Annotated in this window: 9 protein-coding genes; 8 read left to right on the top strand and 1 reads right to left on the bottom strand. The window is 75.3% G+C overall.

Annotated features, from left to right (window positions below; all coding sequences use genetic code 11):
* The first annotated feature begins 242 nt into the window (after nucleotides 1-242).
* From ACZ404_RS32550 to ACZ404_RS32520, 7 genes are all read left to right on the top strand, one after another.
* Entirely contained in the window at nucleotides 243-7,424 is a 7,182-nt protein-coding gene (locus ACZ404_RS32550) for an SDR family oxidoreductase (RefSeq protein ID WP_468446213.1), read from the top strand.
* A gap of 1 nt (nucleotide 7,425) precedes the next feature.
* The gene (locus ACZ404_RS32545) at nucleotides 7,426-11,946 is read left to right on the top strand and encodes a beta-ketoacyl synthase N-terminal-like domain-containing protein (RefSeq protein ID WP_468446211.1); all 4,521 of its coding nucleotides are present in this window, start codon (nucleotides 7,426-7,428) and stop codon (nucleotides 11,944-11,946) included.
* Nucleotides 11,943-12,263 (top strand): acyl carrier protein, encoded by a 321-nt coding sequence (locus tag ACZ404_RS32540; RefSeq protein ID WP_468446209.1) that lies wholly within the window; start codon nucleotides 11,943-11,945, stop codon nucleotides 12,261-12,263. Before ACZ404_RS32545 ends, ACZ404_RS32540 begins: the two co-directional genes overlap by 4 nt.
* 3 nt (nucleotides 12,264-12,266) lie before the next feature.
* Complete coding sequence (locus ACZ404_RS32535) at nucleotides 12,267-13,073, top strand: alpha/beta fold hydrolase (RefSeq protein ID WP_468446207.1); 807 nt, start codon at nucleotides 12,267-12,269, stop codon at nucleotides 13,071-13,073.
* The gene (locus ACZ404_RS32530; protein WP_468446205.1) at nucleotides 13,070-14,254 is read left to right on the top strand and encodes a glycosyltransferase; all 1,185 of its coding nucleotides are present in this window, start codon (nucleotides 13,070-13,072) and stop codon (nucleotides 14,252-14,254) included. The genes ACZ404_RS32535 and ACZ404_RS32530 overlap by 4 nt, the downstream gene beginning before the upstream one ends.
* Before the next feature lie 16 nt (nucleotides 14,255-14,270).
* The gene (locus ACZ404_RS32525; protein WP_468446203.1) at nucleotides 14,271-15,338 is read left to right on the top strand and encodes a class I SAM-dependent methyltransferase; all 1,068 of its coding nucleotides are present in this window, start codon (nucleotides 14,271-14,273) and stop codon (nucleotides 15,336-15,338) included.
* Nucleotides 15,339-15,421: 83 nt separating this feature from the next.
* Nucleotides 15,422-16,069 carry a DedA family protein gene (locus ACZ404_RS32520; RefSeq protein ID WP_468446201.1) on the top strand — a complete coding sequence of 216 codons (648 nt, stop codon included), beginning with the start codon at nucleotides 15,422-15,424 and terminating at the stop codon, nucleotides 16,067-16,069.
* A gap of 11 nt (nucleotides 16,070-16,080) precedes the next feature.
* Here ACZ404_RS32520 and ACZ404_RS32515 read toward each other — a convergent pair whose 3' ends face one another.
* Complete coding sequence (locus ACZ404_RS32515) at nucleotides 16,081-16,608, bottom strand: gamma carbonic anhydrase family protein (RefSeq protein ID WP_468446199.1); 528 nt, start codon at nucleotides 16,606-16,608, stop codon at nucleotides 16,081-16,083.
* A gap of 108 nt (nucleotides 16,609-16,716) precedes the next feature.
* Between ACZ404_RS32515 and ACZ404_RS32510 the strand changes: the two genes are divergently transcribed.
* Complete coding sequence (locus ACZ404_RS32510; RefSeq protein WP_468446197.1) at nucleotides 16,717-17,481, top strand: acyltransferase; 765 nt, start codon at nucleotides 16,717-16,719, stop codon at nucleotides 17,479-17,481.
* Nucleotide 17,482: the final 1 nt, after the last annotated feature.

The raw sequence follows: 17,482 nt of genomic DNA, 5'->3' as shown, positions 1-17,482 counted from the left end.
TGTGGAGATCTGGTGGGCGGCCCGTGACGTCGGTGCCGCCCATCCGGCCACAGAGGCCTGCTCGGATTGTCGGGCCTTGCGGGGAATTCGGTGCGCTGGCCGAATCGATGCCGTCGCTCATGAAAAGGGCGCGGCCTTATTGACCCGTCAGTAAGTCCCTCGCTAGTTTCCGGGGGCCTCCGCACCAGAGTGTCCTGCCGCACACCCCCCACCGTGCTGTCTTGCCGATTCTTCGGAGCATCATGACCTCGCCCGTGCGCGCCCACGACCTGATCCTGTGCCTCACCCCCTTCGGAGAACCCGACGCCGGACTGGCTGCCGCCGCGTGCGGCGCCGGTGCGCTCGGCATCCTCGACCTCGGTGCCGGGGACCGAAGATCCCGCGAGGAGCTGCACCGGTTGAGACGGACGGCACCGGGTCCCTTCGGGGTCCGGGCGACCGCGCGCTGCGGGCTCGACCTCGCCGGACTGGACGGGGCTCCCGACACCGTGGTCCTGGCACCGGACGCACCTTGGGACACGGTCGAAGTGGCCGCGAGCCACCGGGTGTTGGCAGAGGTCACCGATCTGGCGCAGGCCCGGCAGGCGGTCCGTGCCGGGGCGCACGGGCTGATCGCGCGGGGCGCCGAGAGCGGTGGCCGGGTCGGCGAGCTGAGCACCTTCGTCCTGCTGCAACAGCTGCTCAGCGACGAGGAGTTGACGGTACCGATCTGGGCCTGTGGAGGCATCGGCCCGCGTACGGCTGCGGCCGCAGTGGCCGGCGGGGCGGCCGGTGTCGTCCTCGACAGCCAACTGGCCCTGCTGGCCGAGTCGCGGTTGCCGGAGGCGGTCCGGGCGGCGCTGCGGTCGCTCGACGGCTCCGAGACGGTGGTGCTGGCCGGGCACCGGGTACTGCGCCGCCGCGGCCCCGACGCGCCGCCTCCGCCGTCCGACGACCCCGACGCGCCGGCGCCCCTCCTCGGCGCCCGTGACCTGGGCCGCCAACTGCTCCCCGTGGGCCAGGACGGCTTCCTCGCCACCCGGTTCGCCGAGCGGTGGGGGGATGTACGGGGGACGGTGCGGGGGGTGCGGGCGGCGATACGGGAGGTCGTCGCAGCGACCGAGGACGAAGGGGCGGGGGAACCGGGGGGCCGCGGGGCAGGAGGGCTGCCCGCAGGAGCAGGCGCGGGCGAGCCGCCGGCCGGTGGCCCGGGACGGCCGGCCGGCGCGGAGGGCAGCGGGGCGGCCCCGGGGCAACCGCCGGCCAGTGGCACCGGACGGCCGGCCGGCGCAGAAGGCGCGGGGTCGGCCGCAGGGGAATCGCAGGCCAATGCCCTCGCAGGCGGCACCGGTACCCGGCGTATGAAGCCGGTCGGGGGCGGGTGGGCCGGGACGCGCGAATCGGCCGGCAGGTCAGGGGAGTTGGACGGCAGTGGGCCGGCGTGCGCGCTGCGGGCGGGGTCGGCGATGAGTCGGGCGCTCGGTACCCGGCTGCCGGTGGCGCAGGGGCCCATGACCCGGGTCAGTGATCAGGCGGCCTTCGCCGCTGCCGTCGCCGCCGACGGGGCGTTGCCGTTCCTGGCGCTGGCCCTCGCCGACGGTGAGCGGACCCGGTCGATGCTGACCGAGGCGCGTGCCGTGCTCGACGGCCGGCCCTGGGGCGTCGGCGTGCTCGGCTTCGCGCCCGAGGACATCAGGAACGCCCAACTGGAAGCCGTACGGGAGCTGCGCCCGACGCACGCGATCATCGCGGGCGGACGGCCCGCCCAGGCGGAGGCGCTGGAGCGGGCCGGGATCCGGACCTTCCTGCACGTGCCCTCGCCCGGCCTGCTGGGGCAGTACCTGCGCGCAGGGGCGCGCAGGTTCGTGTTCGAGGGCTCCGAGTGCGGCGGCCACGTCGGGCCACGCGCCTCCTTCCCGCTCTGGGAGGCCCAACTCGCCGTACTGGAGGACTTCCTGGACGGCGCCGACGCCGGGACGCCCGCGCAGCTCGAGGTGTTCTTCGCGGGCGGCATCCACGACGCGAGGTCCGCCGCGATCACCGCCGCCGTGGCCGCACCCCTCACCGCCCGGGGAGCGGCCGTCGGTGTCCTGATGGGCACCGCCTACCTGTTCACCGAGGAGGCCGTGACCCACGGCGCGATCCAGCCCCTCTTCCAGCGCCAGGTGCTGACCGCCACCAGGACCGCGCTGCTGGAGACCGCGCCCGGCCACGCCACCCGCTGCGTCCCCAGCCCCTTCACCGCCGGCTACCGGCACCAGGAAGCCGCGTTACGCGCGTCCGGGCTGCCCGACCGCGAGGTGTGGGAGGCACTGGAGCGGCTCAACGTCGGGCGCCTGCGGATCGCCAGCAAGGGCGTGGAGCGGTCCGGACCGGGCGAGTTGGCCGACGTGGGAGAGGAACGGCAGCTCACCGACGGGATGTTCATGGCAGGCGAGGTCGCCGTGCTGCGCTCGGCCACCACCACCGTCGCGAAGCTGCACCACGCCGTCACCGAAGGCGCCGCCGCCCTCCTCACCGCCCGGGCCGCACGCCCGACCGCCCGTCCCGCCGCCGAGCCGGTTCCGCCCGCGCCGCTGGACGTCGCCGTCGTGGGCATGGCCTGCATGTTCCCGGGCGCCCCCGACCTCGCCGCCTTCTGGGCCAATGTGGTCGCCGGACACGACGCCGTGACCGAGGTCCCGCCCGACCGCTGGGACCCCGCCGTGCACCACGCGTCCGGCAGTACCGCCTCCAAGTGGGGCGGCTTCCTGCCCCGCATCCCCTTCGACCCGCTGCGCTACGGCATCCCGCCCGCCTCCCTCGGCAGCATCGAACCGGTCCAGTTGCTCTCCCTCGAGGCCGCCCGCAGGGCCCTGGACGACGCCGGATACGGCGAGGGCGGCCGGGACTTCGACCGCTCCCGCACCTCCGTCGTCTTCGGGGCGGAGGCCGGCAGCGACCTCTCCAACGCCGCCACCCTGCGCGCCGTCCTGCCGTCCTACTACGGCGCAGTCCCCGGCGGCCTCGAGGAGCAGCTGCCCCGGCTCACCGAGGACTCCTTCCCCGGCATGCTCGCCAACGTCATCTCCGGCCGCATCGCCAACCGCCTCGACCTCGGCGGCGCCAACTACACCGTCGACGCCGCCTGCGCCTCCTCCCTCGCCGCGCTCGACGTGGCCTGCAAGGAACTCGTCTCCGGCACCAGCGACGTCGTGCTGTGCGGCGGAGCCGACCTGCACAACGGCATCAACGACTTCGTCCTGTTCTCCTCGGTGCACGCCCTGTCGCCCACCGGCCGCTCCCGCGCCTTCGACGGCTCCGCCGACGGCATCGCCCTCGGCGAGGGCGTGGCCTGCGTGGTCCTCAAGCGGCTCGCGGACGCCGAACGCGACGGCGACCGCGTGTACGGCGTGATCAAGGGCCTCGGCTCCGCCAGCGACGGCCGCTCCCTCGGCCTGACCGCACCTCGCCCGGAAGGACAGCGGGCCGCCCTGGAGCGTGCCTACCGCCAGGCCGGCGTGTCACCCGCCGAGGTCGGCCTGGTCGAGGCGCACGGCACCGGCACGGTCGTCGGCGACCGCACCGAACTCCGCGTCCTCGGCGAGGTGTTCACCGAGGCGGGCGCAGCCCGCGGCGGCTGCGCGCTCGGCTCGGTCAAGTCTCAGATCGGGCACACCAAGTGCGCCGCCGGGCTCGCGGGCCTGATCAAGACCACCCTCGCCCTGCACACCGGCGTCAAGCCGCCCACCCTGCACCTGGACACACCCAACCCGGCCTGGTCGGAGGAGGAGAGCCCCTTCGTCTTCCACACCCGGGCCCAGCCCTGGGCGGCACCGGCCGCCGAACGCCTCGCCGGCGTCAGCGCGTTCGGCTTCGGGGGCACCAACTTCCACGCAGTGCTGAGCGCGTACGGCGACGCCGTACCGCCGCAGCAGACCCTGGACGCCTGGCCCGCCGAGCTGTTCCTGTTCCGGGGGCGGGACACGGCCGCGGCCCCCCGGGACGTCGAGGAGATCCTGCGGGCCGCCGACACCGACGGCCGGCCCTGGCGCCTGCGCGACCTGGCGCTCACGGCGGCCCACCGCGCGGACACGTCCCACGAACCGGTACGGGCGGCGGTCGTGGCCCGCGACGTGGACGAGCTGATCGGACAACTGCGCCGGGTGCTGGCCGGGGAGCACGACCCGGCGGCCGGGATACACCTCCACGACCCGGCCCCGGCCGGGGACGGCAGCGACGCCTCCACCCCGGGCGGCGATCACCGGGCCCAGGTCGCCTTCCTCTTCCCCGGCCAGGGCAGCCAGCGCCCCGGCATGCTCGCCGACCTGCTGGTCACCCTCCCCGAACTGCGCCACTATCTGCATCTCGGCCGTGCCCACGCCGACACGCTGTACCCGCCCGCCGCCTTCGACGAGGCCGCACGGGAACGCCGCCGGGCAGCCCTCACCGACACCCGGGCCGCACAGCCCGCGCTCGGCATCGCGGGCCTCGCCGCCCACGCCTTCCTCACCGCCGCCGGCATCCAGCCGGACCTCGCGGGCGGGCACAGCTACGGCGAACTGGTCGCCCTGAGCGCGGCCGGCGCCCTCGACCCCGAGACCCTGCTGGAGCTGAGCGGCGAGCGCGCGAGCGCCATCCTGGCGGCAGCGGGCGACGAGCCCGGCACCATGGCCGCCGTAGCGGCTTCCGCCGAGGACGTGGCCCGCGCGCTGCGCGCCCGCGAGGCGCCGGAGTCGGTCGTCCTCGCCAATCACAACTCACCGGAGCAGTCGGTCGTCTCGGGACCGACGGCGGACGTCGAGGCCGCCGTACGCCTGTTGCGCGAGGCCGGGTACGGAGCCCGTCGCATCCCGGTGGCCTGCGCCTTCCACAGCCCGGTGGTGGCCGCCGCCGGGGAGCGGTTCGCGAAGGTCCTGGCCGACAAGACGGTACGGACACCCGAGTTCCCCGTCTGGGCCAACCGCACCGCGGCGCCGTACCCGCCGGACCCCGACGCCGTGCGCGCCGAACTCGCCGCGCAGATCGGTGCGCCGGTGGCCTTCGCGGCCCAGATCGAGGCGATGTACGAGGCGGGAGCGCGGATCTTCGTGGAGGCGGGCCCCGGCACCGTCCTCACCCGGCTCGTCGGCCAGATCCTCGGCGACCGCCCGCACCGCACCGTCGCCTGCGAGCCCCGCGCCGACAGCGGACTGCCCGGCTGGCTCGACGCACTGGCCCGACTCGCCGTCCTGGGGCTGCCGGTGCGCACCGCCTGGCTCCTGCGGGGCCGTGACGCCGTCGACGCGCTGCGCACACCGGCGCCCCGGCGGCCCGGCTGGACGGTCGACGGTCACCTCGTGCGCACCGCCGACGGAGCACCCCTCGCCGGTTCCCTGGCACCGGCCCGACGCGTCGTGGAGACGACTGTGACGACGAACCCGCCGTACGGCACCCCGGCCGACCGGGACGCGCTGATCTCCGAGTTCCTGCGCACCAGCCGGGAGATGATCGCGGCCCAGCGCGACGTGCTGCTCACCTACTTCGGCGCGACGCCCACAGCGATGCCGCAGACCCCCGCCGCACCCGTCGTTCCTGCCCTTCCGCTCGCGCAGGCCGCGCCCGCCGCGCAGGCCGAACGACCTGCCGAGCAGCCCCCGTCGGCAGCCCCGGAGCCCGAGCGCGACATCGATCGCGTCGTACGGGAGATCATCAGCGAGCGCACCGGATACCCCGTCGACATGATCGAGCCCGACCTCGACCTCGAGGCGGACCTGAGCATCGACTCGATCAAGCGGGCCGAGATCGCGGGCGAACTCGCCAGACGCCTGGGCATCGCGGGCGGCGCGGAGCTGCTGGACGACACGGAGCTGGAGGAACTGGCCAGGGCCAGGACGGCGGCAGCGGTGACGGCGTGGCTGGCGGAGCGGGTCACCGGCGGCGACCAGGCACCGCCCCCCACCGAAACGGCACCCCGGGCACCCACCACCCCGGCCGGCCTCGGCGACCCGCCCAAGCGCTGCGCACTGCGCCCCACCCCGCTCCCGGAACCCTCGGCCGACCCCGCAACTACCCTCTCCGGCAGCCGATTCGTGCTCCTCGGCACCGGCGGGGGCGCGGCCCGCGAGGTCGCCGCCCGGCTTCGGGCCCACGGCGCCGAGACGGTGACCGCCGACGCGACCCACCTCCTCGGCGAGGCGGACGGCCGAGTCGACGGCGTCCTGTACCTGGGCGCGCTCTCCGGTGCCGAGCTTCCGGTGCTGCCCGAGGCGTACCCGGTGTTGCGGGCGGCCCTCGCGCGCGCCCCGCGCAGCCTGCTGGCCGTCCGCCCGGCCGAGGGCGAGGGCGCGACCAGGGCGGCAGGGCTCGACGGCCTCTTCCGCACCGTCGCCCGGGAGTACCCCGACACCCTCGCCCGGGTCGTCACCGTCCCCGGAACCGCTCCCGCGTCGGCACCCGATGCCCTCGCCGACACCCTGCTCGCCGAGCTGCTCGCGCCCGACCCCGCCCCCGTCGTGCTGCGCACCGCCACCGGCCGGCGGCACGGCCTGGAGCTGGTGCCCGCGCCGCTGGGCCCGCTCGGCAGCACCGGTGCCGGACCGGCCGGCGTCGGTGCCGCCGAGGCCGCCGCGCTCGGGCTCGACCGGGACTCCGTCGTGCTGCTGGTCGGCGGCGCCCGTGGCATCACCGCGAGGTTCGCCGCCACGCTGGCCGCGGCGAGCCGCTGCCGCCTGGAGCTGCTGGGCCGTACCCCGGCACCCACCGCGCCGGAGCCCCCGGAGACCGCCGCCGCCCGTACCGCCGTGGAACTGCGCACCGTCCTCGCCGCACAGGGCTCGCGCACGCCCGCCGAGGTCAACCGGGCCGCCGAACTGATCCTCGCCCAGCGGGAGATCACCGCGACGCTCACCGAGCTGACCGCCCTCGGCAGCGGGGCCCGCTACCGCTCGGTCGACTTCCGTGAGCGGGACGCCGCGCTCCAGGCGGTCAAGGAGATCCACGCCGAACACGGCCGGCTCGACGGGGTGGTCTTCGCCGCCGGGGTCATCGAGGACCGGCTGATCGCCGACAAGACCCCCGAGTCCTTCCGGCGCGTCTACGGCACGAAGACGGCCGGCGCCGCCGCCCTGCTCGCCGCGCTGGAGGACCTGCCCGACGGGCCGGGCTTCACGGTGCTGTTCGGCAGCATCGCCGCTGTGCTCGGCAACCGCGGCCAGGCCGACTACGCCGCCGCCAACGACGCCCTGGAACGCCTCGGCGCCGACTGGGCCGCCCGCACCGGCCACCGCGCGCTCACCGTGCACTGGGGCCCCTGGGCGCCGTCCGGCCCGCACACCGGCATGGTCGGCGAGGAACTCGGCCGGGAGTACGCCCGCCGGGGCGTGCGGCTGATCGACCCGGACGAGGGCACCGCGGCCCTGCTGAGGGAGCTGGCCTGGGGCGACCGTTCGGCACGCGCCGTCGTCTACACCGCGTCGGGCTGGTGACATGACGGAGCCGCAGACTCCCGTCGCCGTCGTCGGGATGGCGGTGCTGCTGCCCGGCGCCGCCGGTCTCGACGCCTACTGGCGCAATCTGCGCGACGGCGTGGACGCGATCCGCGAGGTGCCCGAGGGCCGCTGGGACGCCGACTACTACCGGCCGGACACGGCCGGCGGGCCCGCCGCGGCCGACCGGATCTACTGCCGGCGCGGCGGATTCGTGGACGACCTGGCCGCGGTGGACGTCACCCGGTTCGGCATCATGCCCGCCTCCGTGCCGGGCACCGAGCCGGACCAGCTGATCGCCCTGGACGTGGCCGCCGCCGCCCTGGCCGACGCGGGCGGGGAGGACCGGCTGCCCGAGCGGCACCGGATCGGCGTCGCCCTGGGACGCGGCGGCTACCTCACTCCCGGCCTGGTCCGGCTCGACCAGCGGGTGCGCACCGCCGGGCAACTCGTACGCACCCTGGGCGAGTTGCTGCCCGAGCTGTCCTCGGCCCAGCTCGACCGCGTACGGGAGGCGTTCACCGAACGGCTCGGTCCCGACAGCCCCGAGTCCGCGATCGGCCTGGTCCCCAACCTCGCGGCCTCCCGCATCGCCAACCGGCTCGACCTGCGCGGCCCCGCCTACACCGTCGACGCGGCCTGCGCCTCCTCGCTGGTCGCCGTCGACCAGGCCGTCACGGAACTGGCCACCGGCCGCTGCGACCTGATGCTCGCCGGGGGAGTGCACCACTGCCACGACATCACTCTCTGGAGTGTCTTCTCCCAGCTCCGCGCCCTGTCCCCGACCGAGCGCAGCCGCCCCTTCCACCGCGCCGCCGACGGCATCCTCATCGGCGAGGGCACCGGCGTCGTCGTCCTCAAACGGCTCGCGGACGCCGCCCGCGACGGCGACCGCGTCTACGCGGTGATCCGCGGCACCGGCGTGGCCAGCGACGGCCGCACCGCCGGGCTCGTCAGCCCCGACCCCGGGGGCCAGGCCCGGGCCGTCCGCCAGGCCTGGCGGGCCGCCGGACTCGACCCCGCCGCCCCCCGCTCCCTCGGCCTGCTGGAGGCGCACGGCACCGCCACCCCGGCCGGGGACACGGCCGAACTCACCACCCTGGCCGAGGTGTTCGGGCCGGGAACCACCGACGCCGGGGAACGCGCCGTACTCGGCTCGGTGAAGTCGATGATCGGCCACACCATGCCGGCCGCCGGAGTCGCCGGCCTGGTCAAGGCCGCTCTCGCCCTGCACCACGGCACCCTCCTGCCCACCCTGCACTGCGACGACCCCCACCCGGGCCTGGCGGCCACCCGCTTCCGCACCCTGGACCGCGCGCGACCCTGGGAGACCCACCCGGACCAGCCCGTCCGGCGGGCCGCCGTGAACGCCTTCGGGTTCGGCGGGATCAACGCCCACGTGGTGCTGGAGGAAGCACCGGGGGCCGGGACGAGGCCACGGCGGAACCGGACCCCGGTCGCCGAGCCGGAACGCGTCCTCCTGCTCGCCGCGGACAGCCCCGACCGGTTGGCCGCGCTCCTGGACGCCGACGACCCGGCGGTCCTGGCCGCCGGCCTCGACCCCGCGCGGCCACACCCCGACGCCGGGCCCGTCCGGCTCGGCGTCGTCGGGCCCACCGCCAAGCGGCTCGCCCTGGCCCGCCGCGCGGTCGGCCGGGGCACGGCCTGGCAGGGCCGTGGCGACGTCTGGTTCCGGCCCGCCCCGCTGCTCGGTCCCGACGGCGGCAGGCTGGCCTTCGTCTTCCCGGGCCTGGAGGGCGACTTCGAGCCCCGCGTCGACGACATCGCCGCCCACTTCGGACTCTCCCCGCTCACCGGAACGGACGTACGGGTCGGCGACGTCGGGCGGCACGGCTTCGGGGTCGTCGGCGTCGGACGTCTGCTGGACGCCGCGCTGCGGCGCATGGGGGTCGTACCGGACGCGGTCGCCGGGCACAGCGTCGGCGAGTGGACCGCCATGGTGGCCGCGGGGCTCTACTCGGGCGGCCAGGTCGACGCGTTCATGGCTGCGTTCGACCCGGACGAGGTCACCGTGCCGGGGCTCGTGTTCGCTGCCGTGGGGGCGTCCGCCGAGCGGGTCCGCGAGGCCCTCGCCGGGGAGTGGGCCGGATCCGGGGTCGTGCTGTCCCACGACAACGCGCCCCGCCAGTCGATGGTCTGCGGGCCGGACACGTCGGTCGAGGAGTTCGTACGGTCCTTCCGCGCCCAGGGTGTGCTGTGCCAGGTGCTGCCGTTCCGCTCCGGCTTCCACACGCCGATGCTGGAGCCGTACCTGGCCCCGATCAAGGAGGCCGCCGGCCGCTTCCACCTCCACCGCCCGGCCGTACCGGTGTGGTCGGGCACCACAGCGGCACCCTTCCCGCGCGACGAGGCGGCGGTGCGCGAGCTGTTCGTACGGCACCTGCTGGAGCCCGTGCGGTTCCGGGAACTGATCGAGGCCCTGTACGCGGCAGGCCACCGCACCTTCGTCCAGACCGGCTCCGGCCGCCTGTCGTCCCTCATCGCCGACACCCTCGCCGACCGCGACCACCTCACCGTCACCGCCAACGCGCCCCACCGCACCGGCATGGCGCAACTGCGCCGCGTGGCCACCGCGTTGTGGACGGGCGGGGCCCGGGTGAGCCCGGCGGTGCCGCCGGCGCGATCCTCCGCGGCAACGCGCCCACCGGTCCCTCTCGACCTCGACGGCGCCCTGGTGTCGCTCCGCGGGCCGGCCCTGGAGGCACTGCGCTCGTCGATGCGGCAGAGCCGCCCCACGGCACAGCCCTCACCGCTCGACGCCCTCGCCCCGCACCTCCCGGCCGCCGCCGAACTCACCGCCCTGCTCCGGGACACCGCCGACACCGCCGCCGAACTGATCGCGGCGGGCCGCGGACGGGGCCCCGGCGCCGAGCCACCCGTACGACACAGGGCCACGGCCCCGCAAGCGGTCGTGCGGGCCGCCACGACCCTTCATGTCTCCGCCCGGTCCATGCCCCACCTCCTGGACCACTGCTTCTTCCCGCAACGCCCCGACTGGCCGGACGCGGAGGACCGTTGGCCCGTGGTGCCCGCCACCACGATCGTCCGGCACATGATGGACGCGGCGGAGGCCGCGGCCCCCGGCATGCGCGCGGTCGCCGTGCACGGAGCCCGGTTCGACCGCTGGCTCACCGCGACCCCGCCGGTGGACGTGCAGATCACCCTCACCCCCGAGCCCGGCCACCCGGAGCGCGTGTCCGTCACCTTCGGTCCCACCGCCCGCGCCGTCGTCGAACTGGCCCCGCGCCACCCCGCACCGCCCCCGCCGAGCCCGCGCCCGGACGCCCCGGAACGGCTCCCCGAGCACACCGCCGACCGGATCTACCGCGACCGCTGGATGTTCCACGGCCCGGCGTTCCAGGGCCTCACCGAGCTGACCGCGATCGGCGAGCGGCACATCCGCGGGGTCATCACCGCGCCCGCCGCCCCCGGCGCCCTGCTGGACAACGTGGGCCAGCTGCTCGGCTACTGGATCATGGCGACCCGGACGGAACGGACCGTGGTGTTCCCCGTGCAGATGCGGCACATGCGGTTCCACGGGCCCCACCCGGCGCCCGGCACCCGGGTCGCGTGCCTGCTGCGGATCACCACGCTGACCGACACCGTCCTGGAGGCGGACGCGGAGCTGACCGTCGGCGGCCGGGTGTGGGCCGTCCTCACCGGCTGGCAGGACCGCCGCTTCGACAACGACCCGACGACCCGGCCCGTCGAACGCTTCCCCGAGCGGCACACCCTCTCCGAACCCCGGCCCGGCGGCTGGACGCTGGTCCACGAGCGCTGGCCGGACCTCGCCTCCCGCGAGCTGATCATGCGCAACTCACTGGGCAGCGCCGAGCGGGCCGCGTACGCCGGGCGTCCGCCGCGCGGCCGCAGGCAGTGGCTGCTCGGCCGGATCGCCGTCAAGGACGCCGTACGGCAGTGGCTCTGGCAGCAGGGCGAGGGTCCCGTCTTCCCGGCCGAACTGCGCGTGCACAACGACGGGACGGGCCGCCCGTACGTCACCGGCGTGCACGGCCGGACGCTGCCCCCGCTGGACGTCTCGCTCGCCCACCGGGCCGAGGCGGGCGTGGCGATCGTACGGCCGCACGCCCCGCACCCGGGCCCGGGCATCGACATCGAAGAGGTCACCGCACGCGACCCGGCGACGATCGCCACCGCCCTCGGCCGGGACGAACTCCGGCTGCTGCGCGCCCTTTCCGGCGGCAGCCCCGACACCGAGGCGCTGTGGTGCACCCGCTTCTGGGCCGCCAAGGAAGCCGTCGCCAAGGCCGAGGGCGCCGGATTCGGCGGCCGGCCACGGGACTTCGCCGTCCGGGAGGCCGGTGCGGACGGAACCCGGCTGGTGGTCTCCGGGCGGCTGGAGCGCGCCTACCCCGTGCACTGCGCCCCGGCGGACAACCCGCCCTCCCTGCCCCGACGCGCCTACGTCGTGGCCTGGACGGCCGGACCCGCCACCGGCCCTGGACAAGACGACCGAGCAGCCGAGGAGTACACCCGATGAACCCCACCCCGCCGGTGCCGGCGCGGTCCACCACCGACACCGTGCTCGCCGAGGTCACCGGCATGCTCCGCACCCTGCTCGCGGAGTACGGCGAGGACGACGTGGTGATCGGCATGTCCACCACCTTCAACCGCGACCTGGAGCTGGAGAGCATCGACCTGGTCACCCTGGCCGGCCTGCTGGAGGAGCGGTACGGACGGCGGGTCAACCTCGCCGAGTTCCTGGCCGGCATGGAGTTCGACGAGATCATCGAGCTGACCGTGGGCCGGCTCGTGGAGTACGTGGTGGCGAGCCTGCGGGCCACGGAGGCGGGCTGATCCATGGCGATGATCGACGCCGGCGGGATCCGGCTGCACGTCCAGCGGATGCGGCCCCCGGACGGCCGCACGCCGCACGCCACGGTCGTCCTCGTGCACGGACTGCTCACGGACAGCCTGGCCAGCTACTACTTCACCGTCGCCCCCCGGTTCGCGGCGGCCGGCCTCGACGTCGTCATGTACGACCTGCGCGGGCACGGCCGCAGCGAGCGCCCACCGGAGGGCTACACCCTCGACCACAACATCGACGACCTTCAGGCGCTGCTGGACCGGCTGGCGGTCACCGGCCCCGTGCACCTCGTCGGCAACTCCTACGGCGGCACCGTCGCCTTCGGCCACGCGGCCCGCCACCCCGGCCGCACGGCCAGCCTCACCCTCATCGAGTCCGAACCCGCCACCGCGGCCTGGGCGGCCAAACTGGGCGGCATCCTGCGCCGCGTGATCAGCGAACTCGCCCACAACGAACCGGACGCCCTCGCCTGGATCACCGCGCACCGCGGCCACAACACCGCCCGCCTGGCCAGGGGAGCGGCCCGGCTGGCCCGGGAGACCACCCTCGGCCGGGACATCCCCGCCAGCCGGGTGCTGACCGAGGAGCAGATCAGGGCCGTACGCTGCCCGGTCCTCGGCGTGTACGGCGGCGACTCCGACCTCGTGGACCTGGTGCCGCTGAAGGAGGCCCTGCTCGCCGACTTCCGGCCGGTCGTGCTGCCGGGGCACGAGCACTCGGTGCTGGTCGAGGCGGCCCCGGCCGTGGGCGGCCACATCCTGGACCTGATCCGCTCGGTGGACGGGGCGGGGGTGCGGTGAGCGGCTTCCTGTTCGTCGTCCCGCCCCTGGTCGGGCACGTCAACCCGGCCGTCGGTGTCGCCGCCCGGCTCACCGCGCGCGGCCACCGGGTGGCCTGGGCGTGCGCCGACCCGGCACTGGTCCGGCGGCTCGCGGGCGAGCACACGCGGGTCTTCCCCTGCGCGGGCCCGGTGCCGGGCGCCGAGGGCGCCGTACGGCCGCCCGGGCTGCGGGGCGCGGAGGCGCTGAAGTTCCTGTGGGAGGCGTATCTGGTGCCGCTCGCCGACGCGATGGCCCCCGGCGTCCGCGCGGCCGTGGCAGAGTTCCGCCCGCGGGTGGTGGTCGCCGACCAGCAGGCCTTCGCCGGCGCCCTGGTGGCCGAACGCCTCGGCCTGCCCTGGGCGACCTCCGCCACCACCTCCGCCGAGTTCACCGGCGCCTACGACGGCCTGCCCAAGGTGGCCGAGTGGCTGCGCCGGCGCCTGGCCGAGCTGCGCACCCGCATCGGCGACCCGGCGGGGGACGCCGACCCGCGCTACTCGCCCCACCTCCTCCTCGTCTTCAGCACCCCCGAACTCATCGGTCCCCAGGCACCGTTGGGAGAGCGGGTGCACTACGTGGGCCCCGCGCCGACAGACCGGCCGGCCGGCCCCGGGTTCCCCTGGGACCGGCTGGACCCCGGCCGGGCGAAGGTGCTGGTCACCCTCGGCACCGCCAACGCCGACGCGGGCGGCCGCTTCCTCGCCGAGTGCCTCACCGCGCTGCGCGCACGCGCCGACCGGGTGCAGTCGGTGCTCGTCGACCCCGGCGGCACGCTGCCCGCCGACCCCGCCGACAAGGACGTCCTGATCCTGCCGTCCGTGCCACAACTGGCGCTGCTCGAACGGACGGACGCCGTCGTCTGCCACGCCGGGCACAACACCGTGTGCGAGGCGCTCTGGCACGGCGTACCGCTCGTCGTGGCCCCCATCCGCGACGACCAGCCCGTCGTGGCCGGCCAGGTCGTCGACGCGGGCGCGGGCGTCCGGGTGCGCTTCGGCCGGGTCACCGCCGACCGGCTGGGCGCCGCCCTCGACACCGTCCTGTACGACCACGCCCACCGGGCCGCCGCCGCGCGCGTCCGCACGGCGTTCCGCGCCGCGGGCGGCGCCCGCGCGGCCGCCGCCCACCTCGAACGACTGGCGGCGCACAGCAGCCGATGACGGCCAAGGAGAGCCGATGAGCGATCACTCCAAGGACAGCGAGCGCATCGCCGCCCTGCGCCCCGCCTACCGGGCGGACCTGGCCGGCGGCACCGAGCGCTTCTTCGCCCCCCGCCGCACCACCTGCCCCTGGTGCGGCTCGAGCCGCCTGGCCCGCCGCCTGCGCACCACCGACCTGCTCCAGCACAAGCCCGGCCGCTTCACCCTCGAGGGCTGCACGGACTGCGGCCACGTCTTCCAGAACCCGCGGCTGACCGAGGAGGGCCTGGAGTTCTACTACCGGGACTTCTACGACGGGCTCGGCGAGCAGCGCATGAGCGGCACCTTCGGCGGCCGCACCGCGATGTACCGCGGCCGGGCCGAGGCGATGCTGCCGCACGACCCCGCCCCGAAGACCTGGCTGGACGTCGGCACCGGCCACGGCCACTTCTGCGAGGCCGCGCGGACCGTGCTGCCCGGCACCACCTTCGACGGGCTCGACTTCACCGACGGCGTCGAGTTCGCCGCCCGCGAGGGCCGCGTGGAGCACGCCCACCGCGGCGCCTTCCCCGACCTCGCCCCGGACCTCGCCGCCCGCTACGACGTGCTGAGCATGTTCCACTACCTGGAGCACAGCACCGACCCCGACCGCGAGATCCGCGCCGCCCACCAGGCCCTGCGCCCCGGAGGGCACCTGCTGATCGAGGTGCCGGACCCGCAGAGCCGCTACGCCCGCCTGCTCGGTCGCTGGTGGCTGCCCTGGCTGCAGCCGCAGCACCTGCACTTCATGCCGGTGGCGAACCTGCGGCGCAGGCTGGCCGAGCACGGCTTCACGGTGGTCGCGGAGCAGCACGCCGAACCGCACGACCCGGTCGACCTGCTCGCTGCCGTCTGGCTGGCTCTCGACCACGCCGCCCCGCGCGAGGACGCGCCCTGGCTGCCCGAGCCGCCCGGCACCCTCCGGCGCACCCTGCGCGCCGCGCTGCTCCTGGCCGGCGTGCCCGCGCTGCTCACGGCCGCCCTCCTGGACCGTTTCGCGGTACGGTCCCTGTCCCACCGCCTCGGCCTGGCCAACGCCTACCGTCTGGTCGCCCGCCGCGACTGACCGAACCAGGTAGCCTTCCCCTGGGGCCGCTGACCACACCACGCCCCGGCAGGCCGAGGACAGCTACACGGGAGGAACCGGCGGTGCACGTCCAGGAATGGCTCGACACGGTGCCCCCGGCCGCCGTCTACGCCGTGGTGGCCCTGGTGATCGGTCTGGAGAGCCTGGGCATCCCGCTGCCGGGTGAGATCGTCCTGGTGTCGGCGGCGCTCATGTCCTCCCAGCACACCGGGGTCAACCCCGTCGTCCTCGGCGCCTGCGCGACCGCCGGCGCCGTGATCGGCGACTCCATCGGCTACGCGATCGGCCGCAAGGGCGGACGGCCCCTGCTCGCCTGGCTGGGGGCCAAGTTCCCCCGACACTTCGGCGAGGGCCATGTCGCGACCGCCGAGCGCTCCTTCGAGAAGTGGGGCATGTGGGCGGTCTTCTTCGGCCGGTTCGTCGCCCTCCTGCGCATCTTCGCGGGCCCCCTCGCGGGCGTCCTGCACATGCCGTACTGGAAGTTCCTGATCGCCAACGTCCTCGGCGGCATCTGCTGGGCGGGCGGCACCACGGCGGTCATCTACTACGTGGGCGTCGTGGCCGAGGGCTGGCTGAAGAAGTTCTCCTACCTGGGCCTGGCAGCAGCGGTCCTGATCGGCCTGGCCTCCGTACTGATCATCAAACGCAGGGCCAAGAAGGCCCAGACGACAGCAGAGCGAGAAGCGGAACCGGTGGGTGCCGGAGACTGAGGCTCCACGGCCTACTCATGCACCCCGCGATGCGCCTTGCCCAACTCGGCGTACAGCGTGCCGTTGAGGGTGACCCCCTCCTTCTCCTCCGCCGACAGAGCCCTGCGCACCTTCGCCGGCACCCCCGCCACCAGGGACCCCGGCGGCACCACCATCCCCTGCGGGACCAGCGCCTGCGCCGCGACCAGCGACCCCGCCCCGATCACCGCCCCGTTCAGCACGGTCGCCCCCATCCCGACGAGGCAGTCGTCCTCCACGGTCGCCCCGTGCACCACCGCGTTGTGCCCGATCGACACCCGCTCACCGATCCGCACCGGAAACCCGGGGTCGGCATGCAGCGTCACGTTGTCCTGCACGTTCGCGCTCGCCCCCACGGTGATCTTCTCGACGTCGCCGCGCACGACGGCCCCGTACCAGACACTGGCCCCCGCCTGCAGCGTGACATCGCCGATCACGGACGCCGTGGGCGCCACGAACGCCTCGGGATCCACCTGAGGCTCCTTGCCGCCGATGCCCACGATCAGCGCCTTGTGCGTCATCACCGTCTCCTCGCGTCCGTCGTACCCCGCACGGTACGACACCGGCTGGGGTGAAGATCACAGCAGGACGCCCTCTCCTCGGGGGCAACCGGTGAGTAACGTGACCCCGTGCCGAAGCGCAAGAACACGTTCTCGTCCTGGAGACGCCACCTGGTGCAGCGCGCCGTCCACGCGGGCTGGGCCTGGGTGCAGCGCACGGGTTCGGTGACGGCCGGGAACCCCGGCCGGTTCCGTTTCGGCTCGATCGGCGAGGCCACCCGGCTGGCCTTCCCGCTCGGCACGGTCTTCGGCGAGCCCTGGATCCACCTCGGCTCCCACTGCATCATCGCCGAGCAGGTCACCCTCACCGCCGGCCTCATGCCGGACCTGGATCTCGGCCCCGAGCCGATCCTGCGCATCGGCGACGGCGTCGTGCTCGGCCGGGGCAGCCATGTCATCGCCGACACCACGGTCACCATCGGCCGCGACTGCTACTTCGGCCCGTACGTCTACGTCACCTCCACCAACCACTCCTACGACGACCCGCACGAGCCCATCGGCCGGCAGTGGCCGCGCATGGAGCCGGTGGAGATCGGCCCGGGCTGCTGGATCGGCACCGGCGCGGTGATCCTGCCGGGCGCGCGGATCGGCAGGAACGTGGTCGTGGCGGCCGGCGCGGTGGTGCGCGGCACCGTGCCCGACCACGCGGTGGTCGCGGGGGCGCCCGCCCGGGTCGTACGGCGCTGGACCCCCGAGGACGGCTGGCAGCCGCCGCTGCGCACCCCGGCACCGGTGCCGCTCCCGGAGGGCATCACCCCCGAGCAGTTGCGCGCCCTCGCCGAGCTGGACGAGGAGGGCGCCGAGCAGTTGGCCCGGCTGGAGGCCGAGAGCTGAA

Source organism: Streptomyces sp. NPDC030798 (assembly GCF_055572275.1).
The sequence above is the reverse complement of the archived record's forward strand: the minus strand, read 5'-3'. Positions and strand labels throughout refer to the sequence as shown.